At 67.1% G+C, this 26,196-nt stretch carries 21 protein-coding genes; 6 read left to right on the top strand and 15 right to left on the bottom strand.

The genetic code is table 11. The features are described from left to right. Positions 1 to 6: 6 nt before the first annotated feature. From H4W27_RS12285 to H4W27_RS12270, 4 genes are all read right to left on the bottom strand, one after another. Positions 7 to 1,233 carry an ABC transporter permease gene (locus tag H4W27_RS12285; protein WP_192596186.1) on the bottom strand — a complete coding sequence of 409 codons (1,227 nt, stop codon included), beginning with the start codon at positions 1,231 to 1,233 and terminating at the stop codon, positions 7 to 9. Beyond that, positions 1,230 to 2,267: an ABC transporter permease gene (locus tag H4W27_RS12280; protein ID WP_192596185.1), complete on the bottom strand. Its 1,038-nt coding sequence runs from the start codon at positions 2,265 to 2,267 to the stop codon at positions 1,230 to 1,232. The genes H4W27_RS12285 and H4W27_RS12280 overlap by 4 nt, the downstream gene beginning before the upstream one ends. Next, positions 2,264 to 3,793: a sugar ABC transporter ATP-binding protein gene (locus tag H4W27_RS12275; protein ID WP_192596184.1), complete on the bottom strand. Its 1,530-nt coding sequence runs from the start codon at positions 3,791 to 3,793 to the stop codon at positions 2,264 to 2,266. Before H4W27_RS12275 ends, H4W27_RS12280 begins: the two co-directional genes overlap by 4 nt. A gap of 187 nt (positions 3,794 to 3,980) precedes the next feature. Beyond that, the gene (locus H4W27_RS12270; RefSeq protein ID WP_192596183.1) at positions 3,981 to 4,412 is read right to left on the bottom strand and encodes a hypothetical protein; all 432 of its coding nucleotides are present in this window, start codon (positions 4,410 to 4,412) and stop codon (positions 3,981 to 3,983) included. 41 nt (positions 4,413 to 4,453) lie between these two features. Here H4W27_RS12270 and H4W27_RS12265 point away from each other — a divergent pair, with 41 nt between their 5' ends. After that, entirely contained in the window at positions 4,454 to 5,461 is a 1,008-nt protein-coding gene (locus tag H4W27_RS12265; RefSeq protein ID WP_192596182.1) for a LacI family DNA-binding transcriptional regulator, read from the top strand. A 7-nt stretch (positions 5,462 to 5,468) separates the two neighbouring features. On the opposite strand, the gene H4W27_RS12260 is transcribed toward H4W27_RS12265, so the two are convergent. Then, positions 5,469 to 7,778, bottom strand: coding sequence for an alpha-L-rhamnosidase (locus H4W27_RS12260; protein WP_225939113.1), 2,310 nt, complete (start codon positions 7,776 to 7,778; stop codon positions 5,469 to 5,471). Between the two features lie 104 nt (positions 7,779 to 7,882). Between H4W27_RS12260 and H4W27_RS12255 the strand changes: the two genes are divergently transcribed. The 5 genes from H4W27_RS12255 to H4W27_RS12235 all read left to right on the top strand — a co-directional run bounded on the left by H4W27_RS12255 (position 7,883) and on the right by H4W27_RS12235 (position 13,537). Continuing rightward, entirely contained in the window at positions 7,883 to 9,016 is a 1,134-nt protein-coding gene (locus tag H4W27_RS12255) for an L-talarate/galactarate dehydratase (protein ID WP_192596181.1), read from the top strand. A gap of 61 nt (positions 9,017 to 9,077) precedes the next feature. Continuing rightward, positions 9,078 to 9,746: a FadR/GntR family transcriptional regulator gene (locus tag H4W27_RS12250; protein ID WP_192596180.1), complete on the top strand. Its 669-nt coding sequence runs from the start codon at positions 9,078 to 9,080 to the stop codon at positions 9,744 to 9,746. A 118-nt stretch (positions 9,747 to 9,864) separates the two neighbouring features. Then, positions 9,865 to 10,749: a LysR family transcriptional regulator gene (locus tag H4W27_RS12245; protein WP_192596179.1), complete on the top strand. Its 885-nt coding sequence runs from the start codon at positions 9,865 to 9,867 to the stop codon at positions 10,747 to 10,749. A 195-nt stretch (positions 10,750 to 10,944) separates the two neighbouring features. Next, positions 10,945 to 11,895 (top strand): 5-dehydro-4-deoxyglucarate dehydratase, encoded by a 951-nt coding sequence (locus tag H4W27_RS12240; RefSeq protein WP_192596178.1) that lies wholly within the window; start codon positions 10,945 to 10,947, stop codon positions 11,893 to 11,895. 13 nt (positions 11,896 to 11,908) lie between these two features. Beyond that, the gene (locus tag H4W27_RS12235; RefSeq protein WP_192596177.1) at positions 11,909 to 13,537 is read left to right on the top strand and encodes an aldehyde dehydrogenase (NADP(+)); all 1,629 of its coding nucleotides are present in this window, start codon (positions 11,909 to 11,911) and stop codon (positions 13,535 to 13,537) included. Between the two features lie 73 nt (positions 13,538 to 13,610). On the opposite strand, the gene H4W27_RS12230 is transcribed toward H4W27_RS12235, so the two are convergent. The 10 genes from H4W27_RS12230 to H4W27_RS12185 all read right to left on the bottom strand — a co-directional run bounded on the left by H4W27_RS12230 (position 13,611) and on the right by H4W27_RS12185 (position 26,179). Beyond that, on the bottom strand, positions 13,611 to 15,746 hold the full coding sequence (locus H4W27_RS12230; RefSeq protein ID WP_192596176.1) for a beta-galactosidase: 2,136 nt from the start codon (positions 15,744 to 15,746) through the stop codon (positions 13,611 to 13,613). Beyond that, positions 15,730 to 16,830 carry a serine hydrolase domain-containing protein gene (locus H4W27_RS12225; RefSeq protein WP_192596175.1) on the bottom strand — a complete coding sequence of 367 codons (1,101 nt, stop codon included), beginning with the start codon at positions 16,828 to 16,830 and terminating at the stop codon, positions 15,730 to 15,732. The genes H4W27_RS12230 and H4W27_RS12225 overlap by 17 nt, the downstream gene beginning before the upstream one ends. Positions 16,831 to 16,979: 149 nt before the next feature. Further along, positions 16,980 to 18,536, bottom strand: coding sequence for an arabinosylfuranosidase ArfA (arfA, locus tag H4W27_RS12220; RefSeq protein ID WP_192596174.1), 1,557 nt, complete (start codon positions 18,534 to 18,536; stop codon positions 16,980 to 16,982). 98 nt (positions 18,537 to 18,634) lie between these two features. Continuing rightward, entirely contained in the window at positions 18,635 to 19,564 is a 930-nt protein-coding gene (locus H4W27_RS12215) for a carbohydrate ABC transporter permease (RefSeq protein ID WP_192596173.1), read from the bottom strand. Then, positions 19,561 to 20,535: a carbohydrate ABC transporter permease gene (locus H4W27_RS12210; RefSeq protein ID WP_192596172.1), complete on the bottom strand. Its 975-nt coding sequence runs from the start codon at positions 20,533 to 20,535 to the stop codon at positions 19,561 to 19,563. The genes H4W27_RS12215 and H4W27_RS12210 overlap by 4 nt, the downstream gene beginning before the upstream one ends. Next, positions 20,532 to 21,857 (bottom strand): extracellular solute-binding protein, encoded by a 1,326-nt coding sequence (locus tag H4W27_RS12205; protein ID WP_192596171.1) that lies wholly within the window; start codon positions 21,855 to 21,857, stop codon positions 20,532 to 20,534. Before H4W27_RS12205 ends, H4W27_RS12210 begins: the two co-directional genes overlap by 4 nt. 105 nt (positions 21,858 to 21,962) lie before the next feature. Then, on the bottom strand, positions 21,963 to 23,030 hold the full coding sequence (locus H4W27_RS12200; protein ID WP_192596170.1) for a LacI family DNA-binding transcriptional regulator: 1,068 nt from the start codon (positions 23,028 to 23,030) through the stop codon (positions 21,963 to 21,965). Positions 23,031 to 23,078: 48 nt separating this feature from the next. Continuing rightward, the gene (locus tag H4W27_RS12195; RefSeq protein WP_318782354.1) at positions 23,079 to 24,188 is read right to left on the bottom strand and encodes a Gfo/Idh/MocA family protein; all 1,110 of its coding nucleotides are present in this window, start codon (positions 24,186 to 24,188) and stop codon (positions 23,079 to 23,081) included. Further along, on the bottom strand, positions 24,185 to 24,877 hold the full coding sequence (locus H4W27_RS12190) for a ThuA domain-containing protein (RefSeq protein WP_192596168.1): 693 nt from the start codon (positions 24,875 to 24,877) through the stop codon (positions 24,185 to 24,187). The genes H4W27_RS12195 and H4W27_RS12190 overlap by 4 nt, the downstream gene beginning before the upstream one ends. A gap of 72 nt (positions 24,878 to 24,949) precedes the next feature. Then, positions 24,950 to 26,179: a Gfo/Idh/MocA family protein gene (locus H4W27_RS12185; RefSeq protein ID WP_318782353.1), complete on the bottom strand. Its 1,230-nt coding sequence runs from the start codon at positions 26,177 to 26,179 to the stop codon at positions 24,950 to 24,952. Positions 26,180 to 26,196: the final 17 nt, after the last annotated feature.

The raw sequence follows: 26,196 nt of genomic DNA, 5'->3' as shown, positions 1-26,196 counted from the left end.
CTTTCATCAAGGCGTGACAGTCGGCTTCGATGCCGAGTCTGCTCGAGCCGATTCTTGGTGTGTCGATTGGTTCGGTGCTGAGTCGTGCTGGGTGGGTTCTTGCTGCGTCGCCGGATCTGACGGTTCAGGCGGTGCAGAGGCGGGAGATGAGCGCTCGGGACCAGGGCCTGAGCCGCCGCGGCGGGAGGTGAGCCGCTGAACGCCGGCGACCAGGGTCGGTGCGAGGACTGAGATCACCAGCAGCAGGCCGATGATGATGTTGATGACGTTGACGGTCACACCCTCCAGTCGCAGCGCGGAGGAGAGCACCCCGATCAGCAGGGCTCCGGCGAGCACGCCGTGGATGGCGCCGCGTCCGCCGAAGATGAGGACTCCGCCCAGCAGCACAGCAGCGATGACCTCCAGCTCCAGGCCGGTGGCGTTGTCTCCGCGGGAGTTGCCGAAGCGCAGTGTGTAGAAGATGCCGGCGGCGGCTGAGACGGCCCCGGTGAGGATGAAGGTCGTCATCTGAGAGCGGGCCACATTGACCCCGCTGAACCGGGCGGCCTGATCGTTGTGGCCGATGTCGTAGAGCCCGCGCCCGAAGGGCGTGAAGTGCAGCAGGACCGCGAAGATCACGATGAGGATCACCACGGGGATCATGATGGCGGGTATGCGTGACTCTCCGATGCTGGAGGTCGCCAGATCAGACCATTCCTGATCGAAGTCTGTCAGGGCCGTGGTGCCCAGCAGGCCCACGGCGATCCCGCGGTAGAGCGCAAGCGTGCCGATGGTCACCGCCAGCGAGGGCAGCTTCACATAGGCGACGAGGAAGCCGTTGAAGACCCCGCAGAGCACTCCGACCAGGATCGCCAGCAGACCCGCCACCGGAATGCTCAGACCGACCTGGACGTGAAGGATGCCCACGACCACTGTGGAGAGTCCCATGGTGCTCGCCACGGAGAGATCGATCTGTCCGGTGATGATGACCAGGGTCATGGGCAGCGCGATCATCATCAGCGGAGCGATGTCCATGAGCAGATAGCGCACGGTCAGCGGTCCCGAGAAGTTGTCCACCGAGGTGGTGGCGATGATCCACACCACCACCAGCAGGGCGATGATCAGGAATTCGGCGCTGATGAAGGTGCGGAACCACCACGGGCGATGGTAGGCCGCGTAGGTGCGTCCGTCACCGCGTCGGCGCTCTGGTGCACCGGTGGAGGCGCCCGTCTCAGCGCGAGTTGCAGCGGTCATGCCTTGTCCCTCGCTTCTTGCAGCTTGCGGTGTCGTCTCACGGAGAGGTAGCGATCCAGAACGATCGCCCCGATGATCAGCGCGCCCACGACGGCGCGCTGCCAGAAGTCAGGGATGCCGACGATGGGGAGCACCCGATTGATGGTCATCAGCAGGATGGCGCCGAAGGCGGCTCCCCAGACGCTGCCGGAGCCGCCGAAGATCGCGACCCCTCCGATCACAGCGGCGCCGATGGCCTGGAACTCCCAGCCGAGACCGGCGCTGGCGCTGACCGTGCCGTACCGGGCGGCGTACATCACGCCGGCCAGCCCTGCCAGGGCGCCTCCCAGGATGAAGGCGAAGATGACCCGCTTGGTGGTGGGCAGACCGTAGAGCTTGGCGGCTTCCGGGTCAGAGCCGATGGCATACATCTCTCGCCCGCTGCGGGTCGAGGAGAGCCAGTATCCGGCGATGATCAGCACCATCACTGCCACGATGGTCAGCAGCGGGATGCTGGCGATCTGCATGGTCCCCAGGCCCAGGAACTCTCGTGGCATGTCAGAGGCGTTGATGCGATCACTGCCGGCCCAGGTCAGCACGGCCCCGCGGTAGATGTACATGGTCCCGAGCGTGACCACCAGTGCAGGGACCTTGCCGAAGGCGACCAGGGCTCCGTTGATGAGTCCCAGGCCCGCGCCGACGAGGATGCCCAGCAGGACCACGACGAAGATCGGGATTCCGGGGAGGTCGATGAACAGCCGTCCGCTCATATACGCCGTGATCGCAAGGGTGGAGCCCACCGAGAGGTCCACGTTGCGGGTGATGATCACCACGGCCGAACCGATGGCCACCACCATCAGGATCGAGGGCGTGAGCAGCAGATCGCGCCAACCCTGAGCGCTGAAGAGGAAGGACTGGTTCATCGTGGTGGCCACCGCGATGATGACCAGGATGACCAGCACGATGGCTGTCTCGCGGGAGGCGAAGAGCGACCTGGCTGCGCGCATCGTTGCGCCCTGCCGCCTGGCCACGGGGGTGAGAGTCTCGGCGCTCATGCAGCGGCCTCCTGTCGGTTCTTCTCATGTCGCGCCGTCGCGGCGTGCATGACCTTCTCGGCGGTCGCCTCCTCGCGGGTGAGATCCGCACTGATGCGTCCCTCGCCGACGACCAGGATCCGATCCGCCATGCCCATCACCTCGGGAAGCTCCGAGGAGATCATCAGGATGGCCATGCCCTCGCCCGCAAGCTGGGACAGCAGGCGGTGCACCTCCGCTTTGGTGCCGACGTCGATCCCGCGGGTGGGCTCATCGATGATCAGCAGACTGGGCTCGGTCGCCAGCCATTTGGCGATCGCCACCTTCTGCTGGTTGCCGCCGCTCATCGTGGCGGCGTTCATCGACAGGGCCGCGGTCTTGACCTCCAGCCGTCCTGCCCAGGGGCCCGCAGCCCGGTTCTCCATGGAGTTCGTGATCAGGCCGAAGCGGGAGAGCCTGCGCCTGATGGCGGCGCCCATATTGCGAGCCAGCGATGCATCGACCACCAGGCCCTGCTGGCGCCGGTCCTCGGGCACCAGGGCCATGCCGGCGCGGATCGCCGCAGCGGGCTGTCCCTTGGGGACCGGGGCTCCGTTGATCTTGACCGTGCCTGAGTCATAGGGGTCGACGCCGAAGACCGCCCGGGCAATCTCGCTGCGTCCCGCCCCGACGAGTCCTGCGAGGCCGACGATCTCGCCGGCACGCACCGTGAAGCTCACGTCGGCGAAGGTGCCGGCGGAGCGCAGGTTCTCCACCTCCAGGACCACCTCGCCGATCTCGGCCGGGGTCTTCGGGTAGAGCTCGGCGACCTCCCGCCCCACCATCATGGTGACCAGCTCATCGTTGCTGGTCTGCGCCGTGGGCGTGGTGGCCACATAGGAGCCGTCGCGCATGACCGTGATGGTGTCGCACAGGGTGAAGATCTCATCGAAGCGGTGAGAGATGAAGACGATCCCGCGCCCCTCGTCGCGCAGGCTCCTGGCCACGGCGAAGAGCCGCTCCACCTCCACGCCGGAGAGGGCGGCCGTGGGCTCATCCATGATGAGCAGGTGGGCATCCAGCGAGATGGCCTTGGCGATCTCGATGATCTGCTGGTCCGCGATCGACAGCCCGTCGGCCGGACGGTCGAGATCCAGCTTCACGCCGAGGCGATCGAAGATCTCGGCCGCCTCTTCCTGCATGGCCTGCTTGTCGATGCGTCCGCCGCGGGCGCGCGGCTGCCGTCCCATGAAGATGTTCTCGGTCACGGAGAGGTCTGGGAAGAGGGTCGGCTCCTGGTAGATCACGGCGATGCCGGCGTTCTTGGCCTCAGCGGTGGAGCTGAAGGCGGCGTCCGCGCCACGGAAGCGGAAGGTGCCGCTGTCGCGGCGGTGCAGGCCTGCGACGATCTTGATCAGCGTGGACTTCCCGGCGCCGTTCTCACCCACCAGCGCGTGGATCGACCCCGGATAGACGGTGATGCTGCCGTCGGCCAGCGCTGTGACGCTGCCGAACGTCTTGCGCACACCGGCCAGCTCCAGCACGGGCGTTGAATCGCTGAGCGACATGGAACCTCCAGGGACCGCAGTCATTAAATCGTTTCAATCTCTGTCCACGATGTTATGACGCGCATCACAGAGTGTCAATACCGCATGACGCTGGGGCATGGCGCGCCGGACCCCGCGCTCAGTCCCGGGCAGGCCCGTGGGCCGGGCCACTCTCACCGGCCGTCATCTCGACGTCGCGCCAGGCAGTTCAGACGTCGGCGCGGGCCAGCCTGGAGTCCAGCTGGCGGGTCGCCAGCGCGGCTCCGACACCGATCAGGATGATCCAGCTGACCTGCGCCCAGGCGGCCAGCGGCGCCCAGAGCAGGCCGAAGGTGCAGACCGCTCCCACCCCCGCTGCGGTGACCCCGGCCAGGATCGACGTGCCCACCGCCCTGGTGCCGGTGGACCAGCGCGAATATGCCGCGACGCCGCCGCCGAGGGCGCCGGCCACCGCTCCGACCGGAATCATCGCCACAGCATAGGCCCCCGCCGCACGCAGGAGATCCTCGCCCTCGATGTATCCCTGCGCGAGGTCCACGGGCAGGGCCACCAGCAGGACCAGCACGGTGGCCAGGGCCGCACCTGCGGCGGCGAAGAGAACTCGACGGGCGGGAGCGGGGGGCTGAAGCGGAACATCCATGGCCCTCATGATGCCTGAAGCCGCGATGTATTCTGAATCGCATGGCTCTGGCTCAAGTGCGGGATGTGGCGGCACGGGCCGGAGTCTCCCCCGCGACGGTCTCCAATGCGCTCAATCATCCCGATAAAGTCTCCGAGGTCACGCGAGAGCGCGTGCAGGCGGCGATCTCTGAACTCGGCTACGTCCGCAATGACGCGGCCCGCCAGCTGAGGCAGCAGCAGAATCTCGCCGTGGGGATGATCGTGCTCGACATCGGCAACCCCTTCTTCGCCGACGTCGCGCGCGGAGCCGAGAACAGCCTGGAGGAGCTCCATCGCCCCCTGCTCCTGGGAAACTCAAGCCAGAATCCGCGGCGTGAACTCACTCAGCTTCAGCTCTTCGAGGAGCAGCGAGTCGCCGGGATCCTGGTCACCCCGGCCGGAGACATCCTGGATCGACTCCGCCAGATCAAGGACCGAGGCATCGCCGTGGTGATCGTGGACCGGGAGGCCGGCGCCGATGAGATCTCCTCCGTCTCCACGGATGACGTGCTCGGCGGGCAGCTGGCCACTGAGCACCTGCTGGAGCTGGGACGGCGCAGGATCGCAGTGGTCGGTGGACCGCAGCACATCCGCCAGGTGGCTCACCGCTTTCAAGGCGCGCAGTCCGCTGCCGCAGCACGGGAGGACGCGCAGGTGCGCCTGTGGGACACCGGGGCCATGGACGCGAGATCAGGCCGGGAGGCCACCCGGAGACTGCTGGAGCTACCGTCCGGGCAGCGCCCGGATGCCCTGTTCGCGACCAATGACCTGGTGGCGCTCGGAGCCCTGCAGGAACTCGCTCGCGCCGGGGTCAGGGTGCCGGAGGACATCGCGCTGATCGGATACGACGACATCGCGTTCACCGCCTCCGCCACCGTGCCCATCAGTTCGATCCGCCAGCCTGCTGAGGAGATGGGAACCCGCGCTGCGCAGCTGCTGGTCACCGCGATCGACGATCCTGAAGCGGGAGTGGACCATCAGGTCTTCACGCCCTCCCTCATCGCCCGGGAGTCCACGCTGGGCCGGTGACTCGCCTTCACGCCCCCGTCCAGGGCACGCGCAACGTGTGTTCTCCGCTCAGCAGCTCCTGAGTCTCCTGTCCGGGAAGGACCAGATCCGCCTGCACCCCGGGGGGAAGCTGCACCGTCAGCACCAGGACCCCTTGGTCGAGCTCCCAGCGGACGCTGACCAGCCCCCGCGGAGTCAGCATCGTGCTCTGCGCCCACGACATCTCGGTGGCCAGACCCGGCCCCGGCGGGCGCGGCGCGACGCGCACCCGGGAGTAGCCCGCCGTCGCCGGTGCGATCCCGCCCACGACACGGTGCAGCCATTCGGCGACCGCTCCCAGCGCATAGTGGTTGAAACTGGTCATCTGCCCCGGATTGATGCTGCCATCGGGCCTCATCGCGTCCCATCGCTCCCAGACCGTGGTCGCACCCATCGTCACCGGGTACAGCCACGACGGGCACTCCTTCTGCAGCAGGAGCCGGTAGGCGTCCTCCACGTGGCCGGTGCTGCTCAGGGCCTGGAGCACGAAGGGCGTGCCGGCGAAGCCGGTGCTGATCCTGTGGCCCGCGCCCTGAACGAGGTCGGCGAGCCGTCGTGCCGCCAGAGGACGCTGCTCCTCGGTGAGCAGGTCGAACACCAGGGCCAGCGCATAGACCGTCGCACTGTCAGACCGTATGAGCCCGGCCGGAGTCACATAGCGCTGATTGAACGCATCCCTGAGACGCCGCGCCAGGTCTGTGAACCTCCGGGCGTCCTGCTCATGTCCGAGGATGAGGGCGCTCTGCGCGAGAAGCCCCGCGGAGCGAGCGGCACAGGCAGTGGCCACCACCGCCGGATCGGCCTTGGCAGCTCCCGGCGCGTCCGGCGGCGCATCTGGGTCCAGCCAGTCGCCGAGCTGGAAGCTGCGGTCCCACACTCCGGTGTCGGAGAGCAGCGACTCGACGCGCTGCACGTGGTCCACCATGGACTCGTACTGGTCCTCGAGGACCTTCACATCACCGTAGGCCTCCCAGAGCGCCCAGGGGACCCAGACCGCGGCATCCGACCAGATCGCCATCGTCTCCCGCGGCGGAAAGTCCTCCGGAAGATCCAGGTACTTGATGATGTCGGGAACCACCAGCGGAACCACGCCGTCAGCGGCACGCTGCTCGGCGGAGAGGTCCTTGAGCCAATCGCCCAGAAAGGTCTTCACGTCGTAGAGATGTGCGGCGGCGGGGGCGAACACTGCGATGTCCCCGGTCCAGCCGAGGCGTTCATCCCGCTGCGGACAATCGGTGGGGATGGTCAGGAAGTTCCCGCGCAGACTCCAGAGCACGTTCTCATGGAGCCGGTTGACCAGCTCGTTCGAGCAGCGGAAGGTTCCCGTCCGTGTCATGTCAGCGTGGACGACGACGGCGACCAGGTCCCCCCGTCGCAGCTCACCGCGGTGCCCGCTGATCTCGACATAGCGAAAGCCGTGGATCGTGAACGTCGGTTCGAAGATGTCCTCGGCGCCGCTGAGGATGAAGCTGTCGGCGGCCAACGCGCTGCGAAGCGGCCGTGTGCCCAGTTCTCCATGTTCGAGCACCTCTGCATGTCGAAGCCTGACCGTCTCGCCGGCACGGCCCCTGACCGACAGACGCGTCCAGCCCACCAGGTTCTGGCCGAAGTCCACCAGCGTGGCCCCGCTCGGGGATGTCCAGATCCGCTCTGGCAGCAGCTCCTGCTGTCTGCGCATCGGAGGCCTGCGCTGTTCCATGAGGTCCATGACGAGCGGGGACCTCTCGACAGCGCCCCACTGTGAGTTCTCCAGCTCGAACGTCGGAGAAGCCCATCCAGGACTCCGCAGCCTCGCGTCGACGGTCTGTCCGTCGAAGAGGTCATCGGCACGCACCTCAGATTCCTGGACCACCCAGGTGCTGTCTGTCTGCACCGTCTGCACGTGCCCGTCCGCGAAGGTGATGTCGAGCTGCATCAGCAGACCTGGGCGTGAAGCATAGACATCGGCCACCTTGTCCCAGGCCAGCTGACCTCGGCACCAGCCGCGACCCACGACGGCGGCCAGCACGTGGCGCTGCCCGGCCTGGGTCTCCCGGAGCTGCGGTGTCAGGTCATGGCTCTGATAGTGCAGGCGCCACTCGAAGCTCGTCCAACCTGGAGCCAGCACGTGATCGCTGACGGCCTGGCCGTCCAGCAGCGCCTCGTACACGCCCAGGGCACTCGCTCGCAGCACTGCGTAACTCACCGGACCGTGGCCCTCCTCCACGCTGAACGTGCCGCGGAACCGTGGCGCAGAGGTGCAGGCGGCGGCGGGGGAGATCATCGGCGCGGTGAGCGGAGCGGGTGAATGCGGTGTCATGTCAGTGATCAACCTCCCTGCGGGCAGGACTGTCGTGCCCGAATGGGGCATGACGCTATCAGTCACCACTTGTTATACCGATACCCCACTTGTACGATCACAGCATGTCCTACGCACCTGATGCCATCCGTCACCTCACACTCTCTGCCGCCACCCTCCCGCTGGCCGGACCCATCTCCGACGCCAAGGTCTTCACCGGGAGACAGCGCCCCATGACCGAGGTCGCGATGCTCTTCGCAGAGATCACCACCGAGCAGGGATTCACCGGTCTGGGATTCTCCTATTCCAAGCGCGCCGGCGGACCCGCACAATATGCCCATGCCAAAGAGGTCGCGGAGCTTGTCATCGGGGAGGACCCGAATGACATCGCCAAACTCTATGACAGGCTGCTCTGGGCCGGCGCCTCCGTGGGCCGCTCCGGAGTGGCCACCCAGGCCCTGGCCGCCATCGACATCGCGCTCTACGATCTCAAGGCGCGCCGGGCCGATCTGCCCCTCGCCAAGCTGCTCGGCGCCCATCGGGACTCGGTGCGGACCTACAACACCTCCGGGGGCTTCCTGAACGCGTCGGTGGAGGAGATCTGCGAGAACGCGTCGAAGTCTCTGGCCCAGGGCATCGGCGGCATCAAGATCAAGGTGGGACTTCCCGATGCCCATGAGGATCTCCGCCGGGTCACCGCCATCCGCGAGCATCTGGGACCGGATGTCCCGCTCATGGTCGATGCGAATCAGCAGTGGGATCGGGCCACCGCGCTGCGCATGGGCCGCCAGCTGGAGGATTTCAACCTGGTCTGGATCGAGGAGCCGCTGGACGCCTACGACGTCGAAGGCCATGCCCGGCTGACGGCAGCTCTGGACACGCCGATCGCCACCGGAGAGATGCTCGCCTCCGTCGCCGAGCACGAGAAGCTCATCGCCGGGCGCGCCTGCGACATCATCCAGCCGGACGCCCCCCGAGTAGGCGGCATCACTCAGTTCCTGCGGCTCTCCACGCTTGCTCATCAGGCGGGACTCATGCTGGCTCCCCATTTCGCCATGGAGATCCACCTGCACCTCGCCGCGGCCTACCCCACCGAGCCATGGGTCGAGCACTTCGACTGGCTGGATCAGCTCTTCGAAGAGCGCCTGGAGATCGCTGAGGGACGCATGCTGGTGCCGCAGCGCCCCGGGCTGGGAGTCTCGCTGAGTCCCCGGGCGCGGGAGCTCACCCACGCCACCGCGGAGTTCGGCAGGAGTTGAGTCCGGCAGAGGCTGACCGGCCAGGCACCGAGCTGGCGGGGCTGTGGGGCAGAATCGGGGCATGAGCTTCCATCGCACGGCAGGCCTCGTCGCCCATCTCCGGCAACAGATCCTCGAGGACACTCTCGCCATCGGTGCGAAGCTGCCCAGCGAGTCCGAACTGATCGCCGAGCACGGGGTCAGCCGCACGGTGGTCCGCGAGGCCCTCACGCAGCTGCGCGCTGATGGGCTGATCCACACTCGCCGCGGCACCGGCAGCTTCGTGCTGACCGCACCCACGCAGACGCCCTCCGCCGCGATGATCGCCCCGCGCACCGCGGCCGAACGCGTCAGCCTCATCGAGTACCGCATCGCCGTCGAATGTGAGGCCGCCGCTCTGGCAGCCCAGCGTCGAACCGAGGCCCAGCTCAGAGGCCTGGGCGAAGCGCTGGCCGCCTTCGCTGCGGCGGGGGACCACCCCGCGACCGCCGTGGAGCACGACTTCGCCTTCCACAGGGCACTCGCCGAGGCGTCCACGAACCCCCACCTGCAGAAGGCGGTCGCCGACCTGGGCCCGGCCATGATCTCCATGCCGCGCACCCGTCTCGAAGCCGGCGCCGTCCGCCACCAGCTGGCCGCACAGGAGCACCGCAGCATCCTCGACGCCGTCGCCGAGTCCGATTCTGCGGGAGCCGCCGCCGCGATGCGCGCGCACCTCTCCGCCTCCCGCCGCCGGGTGCTGGACCCATAGGGCACCGCACGATCTCCTTTCTGCATCACGGATGCCCCCGCTTGAGCCGATGTGACCCGCGTGGCACGATGATGCTCAAATGATCACCACAACTCGATATTGATACTCGGAGCGCATTGTGTTCACCTTGGACCAGACCCGCAGCTTCGTCGCCGTGGCCGAAGAGCTGCATTTCGGGCGGGCGGCCGAACGCCTCAACATGACCCAGCCGCCGCTGAGCCGGCAGATCCAGAAGCTTGAGAAATCCGTCGGCGTTCGCCTGATCGAACGGGACAACCGCAAGGTCTCGCTGACCACGGCCGGCCGGGCATTCCTCAGCGACGCGCGCAAGCTGCTGATCGCTGCAGACCAGGCTCCGCTGACCGCCCGGCGCATCGCGCGCGGCCGCGCCGGGGTGCTGCGCATCGGCTTCACGGCCACATCGGCCCTGAGCATCCTCGGACAGGTCCTGGGCACGGCCGCGGAGCACCTGCCCCAGGTGGACGTCGACCTGCGCGAGATGGTGACGCGCGAACAGCTGGCCGCGCTGACCAGCGGGGGCATCGATCTCGGGCTGGCACGCCCCCCGATCGATCCCGACCACTTCGAGTCGCGGCTCGTCCAGACCGAGTCACTGCGCCTCGCCGTCCCGGCTGACCATCCGCTCACGGAGCTGGACCGCCCCGTGGAGGCGGCGGATCTCAGAGAGACGCCGCTGATCATGTACTCCCCGCTCAAAGCGCGCTACTTCTACGACCTGGCCATCCGGCACATGCCGATCCAGCATGGAAACGTGGTCCATACCGTGAGCCAGATCCTCACCATGGTCTCCCTCGTCGGCGCCGGGCGCGGAGTCGCCTTCGTCCCTGAGTCCGCGGCCCGGCTCGGGATCACCGGAGTGACCCACCTGGAGCTCGCCGAGAAGGCTGAGGACGTGGTGGAGCTGCATGCCATCTGGAGAAGGAACCACCGCAATCCGGCCTTGACCAGCCTGCTGGAGGTCCTGGGAGACGCTCCCCGGTGAGCGAGCTCCCCAGCGGTCGCTCCTGATGCGCGTTCGGCATCAATCCATACGAAACAAGGCTTAGACGGGCATCACTCGCGGAACCTAGAGTGGCAATGACTATCCCTTGAGCTATCGCTCAGCGGCATGCCCACCCCGTGAACACCGCCGCCTCCGGGAGGCCGGCGCGCTCGAACCATGACTAGGAAGGTCACCGTGTCCAAGTACACCCCGCAAGAACTGGCGGACCAGCTCAAGGACGGACTGCTGTCCTTCCCCGTCACTGCCTTCACCTCGGAGCTGGAGATCGATGAAGAGGCCTACCGCACCCACCTGAACTGGCAGGCACGTCAGGGCGTCGCCGGACTCTTCGCCGCCGGGGGCACCGGAGAGGGATTCAGCCTCTCTCCCGAGGAGAATGCTCTGGTGGCGCGCATGGCGGTGGAGGAGGCGGGCGACGTCGTCCCGGTCCTCGGTTCAGCCGGCGGGGCCACCTACCTCGCCGTGGCGAACGCCCGAGCCGCCCAGGCCGCAGGCTGCGAGGGACTCCTGCTGCTTCCTCCCTACCTCACCGAATGCGACCAGCAGGGCCTCGAGGCCCATGTGGACGCGGTCTGCTCCTCAGTGGACATCGGTGTGATCGTCTACAACCGGGCGAATGCGATCTACCGCGCGGACACGGTCGTCAAGCTGGCCGAGAAGCATGAGAACTTCATCGGGTTCAAAGACGCCACCGGCGACATCGAGGCGGTCACCCGGGTGGTCGCCACCGCCGGGGACCGGCTCTTCTACCTGGGCGGCCTGCCCACCGCAGAGACCTTCGCGCTGCCGATGCTGCAGCTGGGGATGAGCACCTACTCCTCGGCGATGTACAACTTCGTTCCTGAGTTCGCCCTCGAGTTCTACTCGGATGTCCGCCGGCAGGACCGCGTGGCGGTGACCGAGAAGCTCAACCGCTTCGTGCTGCCCTATCTGGACATCCGCGACCGGGTGAAGGGCTACGGTGTCTCCATCGTCAAGGGCGGACTCAAAGCTGTGGGCCGCGACGCCGGTCCGGTGCGTCCGCCGTTGCAGGACATGACCGAGCAGGACATCCAAGACCTGTCCGATCTGATCGATGCCGCCGGGATCCGGCCGGCAGAAGCGCCGGCTCTGGCCAGCGCCTGAAAGGAGCACACTCATGAGCGCAGAAACCATGCAGACCCACGACCTGACGGGTCGCTCCATCATCGCGGGAGAACGCGTGACCGGGGGCGGCAGAACCATCAACGGATACAACCCCGCGACGAATGAGATCCTTGAACCCGGGTACTCGCTGATCGATGAATCCCAGCTCACCGCGGCCACCGAGGCCGCAGCCGAAGCCTTCGAGTCCTTCTCTCAGCTGGACCCGGAGACGCATGCCGCGTTCCTGGAGAAGGTCGCCGAGAACATCGAAGCAGCTGCAGAACCGCTCACCGAGCGGGTGATGGCTGAGACCGGACTGCCGCAGGCCCGCGTTCAGGGTGAACGGGGCCGCACGGTCAACCAGCTGCGTCTGTTCGCCGCCGTCGTGCGACAGGGCGATTTCCGCGGCACCCGCTGGGACACTGCAGACCCCGAGCGTCAGCCGCTGCCCAAGCCCGACGTCCGCCAGCGCATGATCCCGCTCGGGCCGGTGGCGGTCTTCGGTGCCAGCAACTTCCCGCTGGCGTTCTCCGTGGCTGGCGGAGACACCGCCTCCGCCCTGGCCGCCGGATGCCCGGTCGTGTTCAAGGCGCACAACGCCCATCCCGGCACCTCCGAGATCGTCGGTGCGGCCATCACCGCGGCGGTCAAGGAGATCGGGATGCATCCGGGAGTGTTCTCGCTGATCTACGGCCCCGGGGCATCGATCGGTCAGGCCCTCGCGAGCGACCCGGCGATCAAGGCCGTGGGCTTCACCGGTTCCCGCGGCGCCGGCCTTGCCCTGATGAAGGCAGCCGCAGCCCGCGAGGTGCCCATCCCGGTCTACGCGGAGATGAGCAGCATCAACCCGGTGTTCTTCTTCGATGGTCTGCTCGAGGACACCGTCTCCCAGGGCGCAGAAGCCACGCAGAAGCTCGCCACGGCCTATCTCGGCTCGGTCACCGGCTCCTCGGGACAGCTCTGCACCTCCCCCGGCCTGGTCTTCGTTCCTACCGGTGCCAACGGAGATGCGTTTCTGGCAGCCGTGGCCGAGGCGGCGAAACCGGCCGCCGGTCAGACCATGCTGACCCAGTCCATCGCTGCCTCCTGGAACGAAGGGGTCGAACAGCTCGCTTCCCAGGATGGCGTGGAACTGGTGGGCAGGGGAACCGACGGGGCAGGCGAGAACGCTCCGGCGCCGGTGGTCTACCAGGCGTCCACCCCTGCGTTCCGGGACAACCCTGTGCTGCATGAGGAGATCTTCGGGGCCGCCTCCCTGGTCATCCGCTACGACTCAGCTGAGGACCTGGTCTCCGCAGCCCAGAAGCTGGAGGGTCAGCTGACCGCGACCCTGCACCTGACCGAGGCCGACCACAAACAGGCAGCACCGCTGATCCCCGTGCTGGAGGGCAAGGTGGGGCGCATCCTGGCCAACGGCTGGCCCACCGGCGTGGAGGTCAACCACGCCATGGTCCACGGCGGGCCCTTCCCGGCCACCTCGGACTCACGCACCACTTCGGTGGGCACGCGGGCCATCGAGCGGTTCCTGCGGCCGGTGGCGTACCAGAATCTCCCGGAGTCGCTGCTGCCCAAGCCGGTGCAGACGGAGAACCCCTGGAAGTTGAACCGCCGAGTCAACGGCACCATCACGCTGGCTGACTGAGACGACGCCGCTGGCCCGCTGGCCCAGCACGAGCTCGACCCCGGTCCACTTCAGGACCGGGGTCGAGCTCGTCTCAGGCCTCGTGCACCACGGCCACCCCACCGGCGGGCACGGTCAGCCGGCCCCGGGTCTTCTTCCCGGTGAGCAGATCGACACCTCGGACCCGCAGCCGGGCGTCCTTCCCGGTGTGGTTGAGCGCGAAGAGGAAGCTCTCCGCCTCCCGGCCAGTTCCCGCGCTGCGGCGGATCACGTCGACGCCCTCGGGTGCGTCCTCATGCACCGGCGCCACTCCGGCCTCGATCAGCAGCTCCGCAAGCAGGGCGCGCACTCCTTCGTGGTCAGGTCGCGTGCCGGCGTACCAGGCGGCGCCCTGACCCGTCTCTCTGCGGGTGACCGCAGGCCAGCCAGCCAGGGGGAACTCCCCCGTGGGCGCCACGGTGGGGGCGGGGGCTGCGGGGTCGGCATCCGAGTCCTCCGTCAGATTCAGGGACTCGAACCGTCGCACTGCTCGCGCAGCTGCCCCTGCGCCGTCGTGCAGGTGAATCTTCTCGCTCCACAGCTCGGCCCGCGTGCCGTCCTGCAGGCGCAGCTGCTCCTGGGCCTGCAGGGGCCAGAACTCTTCGGTGCGGATGCCCAGCAGCTCTCGGAAGGCGCCCGGGTATCCACCCAGCCGGACGGCGTCATGCTCGTCCACGATCCCGCTGAAGTAGGTGATCAGCACCGAAGCTCCCTGCGCGGCCGCCGCTGCGATGTTTGCGGCGTGGGCGTCGGTGACCAGATACAGCGTGGGCACGACGATCGCCCGGTAGCGGCTCAGGTCGGCCGAGGGATGGACGACGTCGACGCTGACTCCCGACTCCCACAGGCCGCGGTACCAGTGCAGCATCTCCTCCGGATAGGAGAGGTCATTGATCGGATGCGAGTCCAGCTCCGCGCCCCACCACGCCTCGTAATCGAAGACCAGCGCGACCTCGGCCTCGACCCGGGTGCCTTTGACCGGCGCCAGGCGCTGCAGGGCCTCGCCCAAGCTCACCGTCGTGTTCCACACGTCGCTGGCGGTGCCCGCGTGGGGAACCATCGCAGAGTGGTACTTCTCGGCACCGGTCTGAGACTGCCGCCACTGGAAGAACATGACCGCGTCCGCACCGCGGGCCACATGCGCCAAGGAGTCACGCATCATCTCCGCGGGGGCCTTGGTGTGGTTGCGCAGCTGCCAGTTCACGCCGGAGGTGGAGTGCTCCATGAGCATCCAGGGCCTGCCCCCGGCGACGCCGCGGGTCAGATCCGCGCTGAAGGCAAGTTCGATGTGCCGGTGCGCATCATCGGCGACCGTGTAGTGGTCCGTGGCGATGACGTCCATCTCCCCGGCCCAGGAGTAGTAGTCCATGTTCTTGGAGCGGGTCGTGCACATGAAGTTCGTCGTCACGGGCACCGTCGGGGTGACTTCGCGCAGGATGGCCTTCATCTCGCGAAAATAGTCCAGCAGCTCATCCGAGGAGTAGCGATGGAAATCCAGCTGCTGGGTGGGGTTGACGAACATCGGCGCTGTGCGCGGGGGAAGGACCTCGGCGAAGCTGGAATAGCGCTGGGACCAGAAGGCGGTGCCCCAGGCCCTGTTGAGCTCCTCGACGCTTCCGTACCGGGTCTCGAGCCAGGACCGGAAGGCCTCCGCCGCGTCGTCGGAGTAGTCGTGGGCGTTGTGGCAGCCCAGCTCATTGTCCACGTGCCACAGTGCCAGGGCAGGGTGCTTCGCGTAGCGCTGCGCGATGGCTCTGGTCATCCGCAGCGCATACTCACGGAAGATCGGGCTGGAGACCGAGTAGGCCTGCCGCGCGCCTGGCCACAGGGTGACGCCGTCCGCTGTCTCGGGCAGGATCTCCGGGTGCCGATGGGTGAGCCACGGCGGAGGTGAGGCGGTGGCAGTGGCGAGGGCTGCGCGGACACCTGCGCCGTGGAGCCGGTCCATGGTCTGGTCCAGCCAGTCCCACTCAAACTCGCCCTCGCGAGGTTCGAGCATCGCCCAGGAGAAGATGCCCACGCTGACCAGGTTCACCCCGGCCACGCCCATCAGCTCAACGTCCTCCAGGCGCGTGGATTCGGGCCACTGCTCCGGGTTGTAGTCACCGCCGTAGGCGAGTCCGGGGACAGTGCTCGGCCACTGCGGCGGCGAGGCGTCCTGAGTCGGCTGGATCTCATGCGGGTCGGTCATGCGGGGCCCTTCCTTGCGCTTCAGGGTGGTCGAGTCTCAGAGCCGTCTGTGTGGCATCCACCGGATCGAGCACCGGAAGCAGCTCCTCCCAGACGGCGTCGAGGATGATCTGGTGGTCGTCACTGCGGTCGAAGGTGCTGCCGAGGGTCACCAGTGCGAGGTCGTAGTCGGGCAGGCACAGGGCGATCTGCCCGCCGATGCCCCAGGCGAGGAACCCGTGATGCCGGGTGCGCCAGAACTGGTAGCCGTAGCCCTGGCGGTTGTCGAGGCAGGGGAAGCTCTCATCGGCAGTGGGAACCTGCCAGCCGGTGGCGGCGGCCATGAACTGGGCAGAGATGATCTGCCGGTCCTGATGACGCCCGCTCGCCAGGCAGAGCTGGGCGAACCGCGCCAGGTCACGGGCGGTGCAGAACATGGCCGAACCGCCGTGGGTGACGCCGTCGGGGTTCACGGGGACCGCTTCCCAGCTGGGACTCCCGTCCAGGGACTCCATGGACATCCCCTGCGGACTGCGCCAGGCGCTCAGCGCGGGTCGGGTCCCCCGGGTCTCGGCCCCGAATCCGAGGGGGCCGAGGACGCGTTCCAGCAGGAACTCTTCGAGCCATCGACCGGTGAGCTTCTCCACCAGTGCGCTGAGCACCACGGAGGCGGAGGTGTCGTAGCTGAACTCGGTGCCGGGCTGCTGCGTGGGCGCGACGGTGAAGAAGGTCCGCACCCAGTCGGTGTCCGGCACCTGGACGAAACTGGTGGTGCGGTGTGCTGTGCGCATGGTCATCAGATCCCGCACGCTCATCGCAGCGATCCACGGGTGGACCTGGGCCGGCAGCTTCTCCGGAAAGTGATCGACGATCCGGTCCTCGAGGCTCAGCCGCCCCTCGTCGCACAGCGCACCCACGGCGAGCGCGGTGAAGGATTTCGCCACCGAGTAGAGCCGGTGAACATCGGTCATGCTGTGCCCGGGATAGTACTTCTCGGTCACCAGCGCGCCGCGGTGCAGGACCAGCAGGGCATGCACATCCAGCTGCTCAGACTCGATCCGCTCCAAGAGTCGCGCCAGAGCAGGTTCGGGGATCAGGGAAGGCATGGCCGCTCTCTCGCCCGGGGGCCCGGGCAGGGTCGCTGGTATCGACGCTCTGTGAGTAAATCGTTTCATACGCTAATGTGACCCGATTCACTCGTCAATCTTGCCACGGTCGCCCCGCCTCGGAAGTGTCTCCTCCTGACAGGGCGGCGTCAGCCTACTTTCAGCTGCACCACCGACCACGAGAGCGCCGGCAGGCTCAGGTGCACTCCGGCACCCTCAGTGGACTCCTCGAGCCGGATCCCGTCCAACGGCACGAGCCCCACGGCCTCCGGGGTCTGGAGGTCGTTGGCGGCATGCCGGTCTCCGCCTTCGGGAATTCGCAGAACCTCTGCCCGGAGGATCGATTTCGCCGCCAGTCCGCGCAGATCCAGGGATACCTCGGCGGGCTCCTCGAGGCCTCGGTTCGCGACGAAGAGGGACACCGTCCCCGCTTCCGCGTCATAGGTGCTCGCAGCGTCGACGACGTCCACATCCCCGTAGCGTTCAGTGTGCACCTGATCAGCCTGCACTGCGAGCCGCATGATCTCCCCCGTGGCCAGCTCCGCGATCCGCGCGAAGGGCCAGAAGATGGTCTGCCGCCAAGCCGGTCCGCCCTCCTCGGAGCGGATCGGAGCGATCACGTTCACCAGCTGCGCCTGATTGGCGATCCGCACGCGATCACCATGGCGCAGCAGCGAATGCATCAGCGTACCCACGACGACGGCGTCCGTGACCGAGTACTTGTCTTCGATGAGCCGCGGATGGGTATTCCACCCTTTGGCCACCTGGTCCGGCTGGTCCTCGGTGTCGAGCCCCTCCTGGTACCAGACGTTCCACTCGTCAAAGGAGATGTCGATCTGCTTCGAGTGCTTGCCGGCCGCCTTGACGGCATCGACCGTGGCGATCACGCCTTCGATGAAGCCGTCCATGTCCACCGCCTCGGCCAGGAACGAGGCGGCGTCGCCGTCGTGCTCCTGGTAGTAGGCATGCATGGAGATGTAGTCGACCTCCTCATAGGCGTGGGTGAGCACCGTGTGCTCCCAGGAGCCGAAGGTCGGCATCCGCCGGTTCGAGGAGCCGACGGCGACCAGTTCGATAGCCGGATCGACGAGCTTCATCGCCTTGGCGGTCTCCTGCGCGAGCCTCCCGTACTCCTCGGCGGTCTTGTGCCCGATCTGCCAGGGTCCGTCCAGTTCATTGCCCAGGCACCACAGCTTGATCCCGAAGGGCTCCTCACTGGTGCCCATCGCCGCGGCGTTCTTGCGTCGCAGATCAGACCAGTAGGTCCCGGAGGGATGGTTGGCGTACTCCACCAGCGCGCGGGCCTCATCCACCCCTCGCGTGCCCAGGTTGATCGCCTCCATGACCTCCATGTCCGCGCGCCTCGCCCACTCGACGAATTCATGCAGACCGAAGGCGTTGGTCTCGATGGTGTGCCAGGCGCCGTCGATCCGCACGGGACGGTCCTGGCGCGGACCGACCCCGTCCTCCCAGTTGTAGCCCGAGACGAAATTGCCTCCGGGATAGCGCACCACAGTGGCCCCGAGCTCCTTGGCCAGGGCCATCACATCCTTGCGGTACCCCTGGTCATCCGCCTCAGGGTGTCCGGGCTCGTAGATCCCGGTGTAGACGCAGCGACCCATGTGCTCCACGAAGGAGCCGAACAGGCGGGCAGGGACATCAGCGATGGTGAAGTCGCGGTCGAGGGTGATACGTGCGTGAGACATGGGGCTCCTTGGATCGGCGCTGCTGGTCAAGATGGCAAAGCGGTGAAGAGGGGAAAGCTTGCGGGGGCGGGGAGGCAGCAATGGTGCAGCACGGCGACTCACTGTCCGCCGAAGCCGGTGGTGGCGACCCCCTTGACGATCTGACGCTGATAGAAGAGGAAGACGACCACCAGGGGAAGGGCCGCAAGCACGGCCTGGGCCATGACCTGGGAGTACTGCACCCCGTAGGCGCTCAGCACGGTTTGCAGCCCCACCGGCAGCGTCATCAGCGTGGTGTCGTTGATGATCAGGAAGGGCCACAGGAAGTTGTTCCACGCCTGGATGAAGACGAAGATCGAGACAGCCCCGAGGATCGGTCGCGAGAGCGGGAGCACCACCGAGAAGAACACCCGCAGCCGCCCTGCGCCGTCGACCCGGGCGGCATCTTCAAGCTCCACGGGTACCGCATCGAAGAACTTCTTCAAGATGAAGATGATCGGTGCCATCACGATCTGCGGAAGGATCAGACCCCAGTAGGTGTCCACCATGTTGAAGGTCAGCATCTGGTAGTACAGCGGGATGATCAGCGCCTGCGGGGGCACGATGATCGAGGCGATGATCGCCAGGAAGATCCAGCGACTGCCTTTGAAATCGAGCCGGGAGAACGCATAGGCGGCCAGCGCCGAGATCGTCACCGTGATGAGCGTGATCACCGCTGAGGTCCAGAGGCTGTTGAGGGCCCAGATATATACGTTGCCCTGCGAGAGGATCGCCTCGAAGGCCTGGGTGGTGAAACCGCTGGGCCCGATCAGATCCAGCCCCCCGGAGGCGGCATCGGCTTCGGTCTTGAAGGAGGTGATGATCGCCCACAAGACCGGGAGCAGCCAGAGCAGCGCCATGAATGCCAGCGCGGCGAACGCCAGGACCCGAGCGATGCCGAGCGGCTTCTCTCCGGGCAGCCGGTTCGTCCGTCGGACGTTGGTGACGTCGACCTCTGCGACGTCGACAGGCGCGGCATCGGTCCTGGTGGCGGTGACTGTGGAACTCATGAGTCTGCCTTTCGATGGCGGAGCACGACCATCTGGAAGATCCCGACGATGAGGATCAGGACGAAGAAGATATAGGAGATGGCAGAGGCATAGCCGAACCTGTAGCCGACGAAGCCCGCCTCGAAGATGTACTGGACGATGGGCCGGGAGGTCTCCGAGGAGCCGCCCTCCATCATCTGGTAGGCCTGGTCGAAGAGCTTCAGCGAGGCCAGCATCTGCAGAACCAGAATGACTCCGGTGACCGGTCCGAGCTGGGGAATGGTGATCGAGAACAGCTGTCGCCAGCGCCCCGCGCCGTCCACCGCAGCAGCCTCATACTGCAGGTCGGGGATGTTCTGCAGCGCCGCGAGGTAGAGCAGGAAGTTGAATCCCACCGTCCACCAGATGGTCGCAATGGCGATCGAGATCAGGTCGACGTTCGCGGTCTGCAGCCAGGCGATGGGTTCGAGTCCGACCGCGGAGAGGATCTCGTTCGCCGCGCCGATCTCCGGGTTGAAGATCCAGACCCAGATCTGCGAGATCACCGTGGAGGCCAGCAGGAAGGGCATGAAGAAGGACAGTCGCCAGAGCCACTGTCCCGGGAGCCCGGTGTTGACCAGCAGTGCCATGATCAGCGCCAGCAGCACCAGCGGCACCGTTGTGATGACGGTGAACCAGACAGTGTTCCCGATGGAGCTCCACATGACGGGCTCCGAGAGCGCCTCGGAATAGTTCTCGAAGCCGATGAAGCTTCCGCCTGCCCCGGTCAGCGACTGGTCCGTCAGTGACAGGACGATGCCGTGGATCAGCGGCCAGATCACAAAGAGCAGGAAGGCGGCCATGAACGGAGCCAGGAAGGCCCAGGCTGCGAGTTGCCCGCGTCGGCTGGCCTGCCCGCGGGTGGGCGAGGTCCGGCGGCCCCCTGAGTCCTCTCCGGGAGTCACCTCGGGCTCCGGCCCCGCAGCGCTGCGGCTTGCCATCACGTCTGTCATGACCGTTCTCCCTGGGGATCAGCAGGATTGGGTTGGGCGAGAAGACTGTTCACATAGCTGCGGAACCGCGTCAAGGCCTCTTCATATCCGCTTCCCGAGACGATTGGATTGCCGACGATCTGGCCGAACTGCTGGACGAAGTTCGACCCGGACCCGGTGAACCAGGCCACCGGGTCATAGACGAGATGGTCCGCAGCAGCCGCGTAGTTCGACTGCGGCGTCAGCTGCGCATACTCAGGCTTCTCCGTGATGGGCAGGTAGGCCGGGATGTGCCCGGCTTCGGCCCAGGTCAGCGAATTCTTGAGCAGATCGGCCACCACCGTGTAGGTGTATTCGCGGGCCTGTTCATCGGGATCCGCCTGATGGGGCAGCACGAAGGAGTGGGAGTCCGCGTAGACGGCCTCCTCACCGAAGAAGGGTGGAATCATGGTGGCCCCCACCGGGACTCCGGCAGACTGCATGGCCGGCAGCTCCCACACTCCGGTGAAATGGATGCCGGAGCGCTGGGCCGCAAACTCGGCGATGGCGGAGTCGATGGTTCCGCGCTCCGCGGTGATCTCGCCGTCGGCCAGGGTGTGCATGAACTCCAGCGAGGCGATGAAGGCATCCTCATCGACCTCCACCGTGCCCCCTTCCGGAAAGGTCATCCGCTCGCCGTGCTGGCAGTAGAGCGTGTAGAAGAGGCGCCACATCTGCATTCCGTCGCCGATGAACCCGTAGGAGAGCCCATGGGCTCCGGTGACCCCGGCGATCTCTCGGCACATCTCGAAGAAGTCCTCCGGATTGTCCGGGCGCAGCAGCCGCCCATCCGAGTCCAGGGCGCCGGCTTCTTCGCAGATCTCGGTGTTGTACAGGGCGATGAACGGATGAGCATCCAGCGCAACGCTGTAGAGCTGACCGTCGACGACGCTCGAGCTCCAGACGGGTTCGGTGAATGTCGATTCATCCACGCCCAGCGCGCTGAGCCGCTCGAGGTCCCAAGGATCCAACAGTCCTCCGGGGACGTAGCCGGGAACACGAGACGAGTGCATGACCGCAAGCTCAGGAGCCCGCCCGCCAGCTCCCGCCATCGAGAGCTTCGTGTAGTAAGGGGCGCCCCATGCCAGCACGGTGGGACGCACATGGAATTCCGAGTGCGAGGCATTGACCTGGTCGATCAGCCCCTGAAGCGCGACGCCGTCTCCGCCGCTGAGCAGGTGCCAGAACTGCAGGGTGGTCGTCTGTGAACTCTGAGCCGGGGTGCAGCCCGCGAGAGCTGCCATACCTGCCGCTGCCAGACCCCCGGCGAGGACGCTGCGGCGGTTGATGCGTGTGTCGATCATGAGTAACCACTCCGGACGTACGCGGAATCAAGCTCCACCATCCGGAGCCCGCGTCTTTTACATCGATGTAAAGACTGCGTCCATGCTACATAGATGTGTCCTGAATCACACCAGTTCGGGTGAATTCCTTCTTCCGCTTCCTGCGGGAGGGCCGGCCGTGCTCGCTCGGACGAGCAGCTCGTGGGGAATCGTCTGAGCTCGCGGCTCCAAGGAACGATCAGCCACACGTGTGGCGAGCAGGTCCAACGCCGCCCCTGCATAGCCAACATGATCGAAGCCGATGGTGGTCAATGGTGTTCCCGCATATCGAGCATGTTCGACGTCGTCGAATCCGCAGATCAGAACGTCAGCCGGAACGCTGAGGCCCGCTTGATCCAGCTCGTGCAGGGCTCCCAGTCCTATGGAGTCCGTGAAGGCGAGCACCGCGTCGAACTCGACGCGCCGATCCAGGATCTCGCGCATTCCCGCAGCGCCGCCCGTGATCGTCCACTCGGGGACCTCGATCTCCAGGGACGCGTCCCGCGGCAGGCCGGACTCAGTCAGCGCGTCCAGATAGCCGCGCAGCCGCTGTCCCACGGTGGCTTTGCCCGAGACGGCCCCGGCCTCGGCACCACCGAGCGCCACGATTCTTCGTGCCCCGTTGGCAACCAGGTGAAGCACCGCCTCGCTTGCCGCAGCTCTGGAGTCGATGAAGACCCGGTCCGTACGGTGCTGTTCCACCTCACCGATCAGGACGATCGGAGGCAGGTGGTCCAGGTGCTCGACCACACTGTCCTGCAGACGCACAGGATTCAGGATCATGCCGTCGATCTGGTGCGTACGGGCACGCGTCACGAGATCGTGCTCGCGCGCGGGCTCGGCGGCCGTCTCCTCCACCTGCACCACCAGGCCACGAGCATGGGCGGCCTCCACCACCGCATGTGTGATGCTGGCGGAGAACGCCGTCCGGAGGTCGGGCAGCGCCAGTCCGATGACTCCGGTCCTGCCATTGCGGAGCCCCCGAGCACTGAAGTTGGGGACGAAGTCGAGCTCTCGCATGGCCAGCTCCACGCGCAGCCGCGTGGGCTCCCGAACCTGGGCGGTGCCCGTCAGGACATTGGACACAGTCTTCGGGGACACCCCTGCGCGCTCGGCGACGTCGCGCATGGTGGGCCGGGTGCTGGGTGGCGTCATGGCTCAAGCTTAGGCGCGCACCGACGGCCGTGACGCGCCGGTGCGACTTCAGCGCTGGTCCAGCGGCACGGCGCTCGGTCGGTCCGCCCGCGAGCTGATCGTCACCGAGGCGCCGGTCTCCGCGGCGGTGAGCACCCCGGACATCACCTCCAGCACATGCAGTCCCAGGGCGCCCTGGGCCCGGCCGAGCGTGGGGTCGCCGTCGAAGGCTCCAGACCACAGCAGGTCCGCGAGACCATAGCCTCGCGCGGCGCCGACGTAGCCGCCGGCGACCTCCAGGGACTGCCACTCGCCCCGAGCGTGCGCCAGCTGCACCTCTCCGGCGAAGTGATTCGGGTCCGGGACCGACAGCGAGGCCTCAGTGCCGTGCACCTCGATGGGAGGCGCCTGGCTGGCCGTGCCGTCGAAGCTCATCACCAATGTCGAGATCGCGCCTGATGCGTGGATCAGCGCCCCGGTGATGTGGCTCGGGGTGGTGACCGGCACACGTTCCCCGGCGCGCGGTCCTGAGCCGATCTCGCGCTCGGACCGCGTGGCGCTGGCGGCGCCGATCACCGAGGTCACGGGGCCCAGCAGGGTGATGAGGCTCGTGACGTAGTAGGGACCCATGTCCAGCAGCGGTCCGCCGCCGGGCTGATAGTAGAAGTCCGGGTTCGGGTGCCAGCGCTCGTGGCCCGGGGTGACCATGGTGGCCACCGCGCTCATCGGAGTGCCGATGAGCCCAGCATCCACAGCCGCCCGTGCTGTCTGCACACCGGTTCCGAGCACGGTGTCCGGAGCGCTGCCCATGACCACCCCGCTGGCCTCTGCGGCGGCCAACATCGCCCGGCCCTCCGCCACCGTGGCGGCGAAGGGCTTCTCCACGTAGACGCCCTTGCCGGCTGCGATGGCGGCCAGGGAGGTCTCCGCATGGGCGCGCGGGATCGTCAGGTTGATGACCGCTTCCACGTCCGGGCTCGCCAGCAGCTCCTCGACGCTCATCCCATGTGCCCTGCCGGTCTCCGCCACCTGACGGGCGCGGTCCAGGTCCAGATCTGCCACGGCGAGCAGATGCAGGTCGTCCAGCCGATTCAGCGTCTCGATGTACTGGCCGCTGATGTTGCCGGCCCCGATGAGCCCGACACTGAGCCGTCGCGCTGGCGCTGGTCCGCCGTTCACCGGCTGGCCCACAGCATGCCGCGCTCGATCATGGTGCGCACGTTCGGGTTCGCCAGCACCTCGACGCGGTGCCCCGGGGTGGAGACGAAGACTCTGCCGCGGCCCCACCGCCTGGTCCAGATCGCGGGATTCACGTGCGGCTTCTCCCAATCGTCGAACTCGCGCTTGGGCAGCGTGGTGGTGGCGAGCACGTCGATCAGCTGATCATGGAGCACCCAGTACTGCTCGGTGACCAGATCGAAGCTCTCGATGCCCTGTGTGATCGGATGCTCGGCGGCCTCGGGGAGGATGTCGATGCGATGTGGTGTGTAGTAGTCGGACTGTTCGCCGGTCCGCTCATCGGGATGGACCGCTGGGTGGTGCGCGAACTGCCCGCCGATCAGCTGCAGGTACTGATCGCTGGCCCGGTAGGAGTCCGCGATGCCGCCATGCCAGCCTGCCAGACCGGCGCCCCCCGCCACGGCCGCGCGGAGCCCGGCGACCTGGTCCTTCTCGATGGTGGACATGGTCATGCACTGCACGATCAGGTCCACGGCATCCATCGTGGAGGCGTCGGAGTAGACCTCCGGAGACTCATGGATCTGGATTTCGTAACCGTTCTCCTGCAGGAACGGCAGGAACATCTCGGTGGTCTCCACGGGCTGATGCCCGTCCCAGCCGCCGCGGACGATGAGCGCTCTTCTGGTCATGGTCTCTCCAGTCTCGTGTTTTCGGAGTCGTTCAGGGCAGCGACTCGGGTCTCGATCGGCCGGTCCAGCCTGTTATGCCTGCGCGGTGCGTGCCACCGTGGTGTACCGGCTGCTCTCGGCGGCGCTGGACTCCACCGCATGGAGCACCCGCTGGACCTGAAGGGCCTCGCCGAAGTCGGGGCGCGGGGCGGTGTCCGTCTCCAGCGCCGCGACGACGTCGGCCACCTGGTGCACGAAGAGATCCCCGTAGCCCAGGCCATGTCCCACCGGCCACCAGTGATCGGTGTAGGGGTGGACGGCGTCGGTGACCTGGATGGTCCGGAAGCCCTGGGCCGCCTGATCGTCACGCCCGTCGAAATACTCGAGCTGGTTCATCTGCTCGAAGTCGAAGGCGACGGAACCCGCGCTGCCGTTGATCTCCAGCCGGTTGGCATTGCGCCGCCCCAGGGCGAACCGCGTCGCCTCGAAGACACCGATCGCGCCGCCGCTGAACCGGGCGGTGAAGGCGGCGGCGTCATCGACGGTCACCGGGCCCCGCTCCGCTCCGGCGGCCGCGCTGCCGCCCAGACCTTCGGCGGTGCCGGCGAGGGGTCGGGAGTCCACGAAGGTGTGCATCATGGCGGAGACCCCGTCGATGAGCTGCCCGGACACCCACTGGGCCGCGTCCACGGAGTGCGCGCCGATGTCTCCGAGCGCCCCGCTGCCTGCCTTCTCTCTGTCCAGCCGCCAGTTCAGCGGAGCGTCCGCGTCACTGAGCCAGTCCTGGAGATACTGCGCCCGAACATGTCGGATCTCGCCCAGTCGACCCTCGTCCACGAAGCGCTTCGCCAGCGCCAGCGCAGGAGTGCGGCGGTAGCTGAATCCGCAGAAGCTGCGCACACCTTCGGTCGCCGCCTTCTCGGCCGCGGCAGTCATGGCCTCCGCCTCGGCCACCGAATTCGCCAGCGGCTTCTCACACAGCACGTGCTTGCCCGCCGCCAGAGCAGCCAGTGCGATCTCCGCGTGGGTGTCCCCCGGGGTGCAGATGTCGATGACGTCGACGTCATCGCGTTCGACGGCGCGGCGCCAGTCTGTCTCGATCTGGTCGATCTCCAGACGATCGGCCGCCGCCCGGGTGCGCACCTCGTCCCGACCGACGAGCACTGTGACCTGCGGGGCACGCGCCATCGGGAAGAACCTCGGCGCCGTCCTCCAGGCGTGGGCATGAGCCACGCCCATGAAGGCATGGCCGATGATCGCGACGCGCAGCGGAGCGGACTCGGCTCCGGTGCTCGATGGCTGGACTTCGGTCGACTCGGTCACTCAGACTCCCTCACGGC

Origin of the sequence: Nesterenkonia lutea (genome assembly GCF_014873955.1) — a bacterium.
In the GTDB taxonomy this organism is placed as follows: Bacteria; Actinomycetota; Actinomycetes; order Actinomycetales; family Micrococcaceae; genus Nesterenkonia; species Nesterenkonia lutea.
The sequence above is the reverse complement of the archived record's forward strand: the minus strand, read 5'-3'. Positions and strand labels throughout refer to the sequence as shown.

Excerpts from the sequence above, each read along its gene's own strand:
- H4W27_RS12275 (WP_192596184.1), bottom strand. The coding sequence starts at position 3,793 with ATGTCGCTCAGCGATTCAACGCCCGTGCTGGAGCTGGCCGGTGTGCGC.
- H4W27_RS12265 (WP_192596182.1), top strand. The coding sequence starts at position 4,454 with ATGGCTCTGGCTCAAGTGCGGGATGTGGCGGCACGGGCCGGAGTCTCC.
- H4W27_RS12255 (WP_192596181.1), top strand. The coding sequence starts at position 7,883 with ATGTCCTACGCACCTGATGCCATCCGTCACCTCACACTCTCTGCCGCC.
- H4W27_RS12260 (WP_225939113.1), bottom strand. The coding sequence starts at position 7,778 with ATGACACCGCATTCACCCGCTCCGCTCACCGCGCCGATGATCTCCCCC.
- H4W27_RS12250 (WP_192596180.1), top strand. The coding sequence starts at position 9,078 with ATGAGCTTCCATCGCACGGCAGGCCTCGTCGCCCATCTCCGGCAACAG.
- H4W27_RS12215 (WP_192596173.1), bottom strand. The coding sequence starts at position 19,564 with ATGAGTTCCACAGTCACCGCCACCAGGACCGATGCCGCGCCTGTCGAC.
- H4W27_RS12205 (WP_192596171.1), bottom strand. The coding sequence starts at position 21,857 with ATGATCGACACACGCATCAACCGCCGCAGCGTCCTCGCCGGGGGTCTG.
- H4W27_RS12210 (WP_192596172.1), bottom strand. The coding sequence starts at position 20,535 with ATGACAGACGTGATGGCAAGCCGCAGCGCTGCGGGGCCGGAGCCCGAG.
- H4W27_RS12190 (WP_192596168.1), bottom strand. The coding sequence starts at position 24,877 with ATGACCAGAAGAGCGCTCATCGTCCGCGGCGGCTGGGACGGGCATCAG.
- H4W27_RS12225 (WP_192596175.1), bottom strand. The coding sequence starts at position 16,830 with ATGCCTTCCCTGATCCCCGAACCTGCTCTGGCGCGACTCTTGGAGCGG.
- H4W27_RS12280 (WP_192596185.1), bottom strand. The coding sequence starts at position 2,267 with ATGAGCGCCGAGACTCTCACCCCCGTGGCCAGGCGGCAGGGCGCAACG.
- H4W27_RS12230 (WP_192596176.1), bottom strand. The coding sequence starts at position 15,746 with ATGACCGACCCGCATGAGATCCAGCCGACTCAGGACGCCTCGCCGCCG.
- H4W27_RS12270 (WP_192596183.1), bottom strand. The coding sequence starts at position 4,412 with ATGGATGTTCCGCTTCAGCCCCCCGCTCCCGCCCGTCGAGTTCTCTTC.
- H4W27_RS12200 (WP_192596170.1), bottom strand. The coding sequence starts at position 23,030 with ATGACGCCACCCAGCACCCGGCCCACCATGCGCGACGTCGCCGAGCGC.
- H4W27_RS12285 (WP_192596186.1), bottom strand. The coding sequence starts at position 1,233 with ATGACCGCTGCAACTCGCGCTGAGACGGGCGCCTCCACCGGTGCACCA.
- H4W27_RS12235 (WP_192596177.1), top strand. The coding sequence starts at position 11,909 with ATGAGCGCAGAAACCATGCAGACCCACGACCTGACGGGTCGCTCCATC.
- arfA (WP_192596174.1), bottom strand. The coding sequence starts at position 18,536 with ATGTCTCACGCACGTATCACCCTCGACCGCGACTTCACCATCGCTGAT.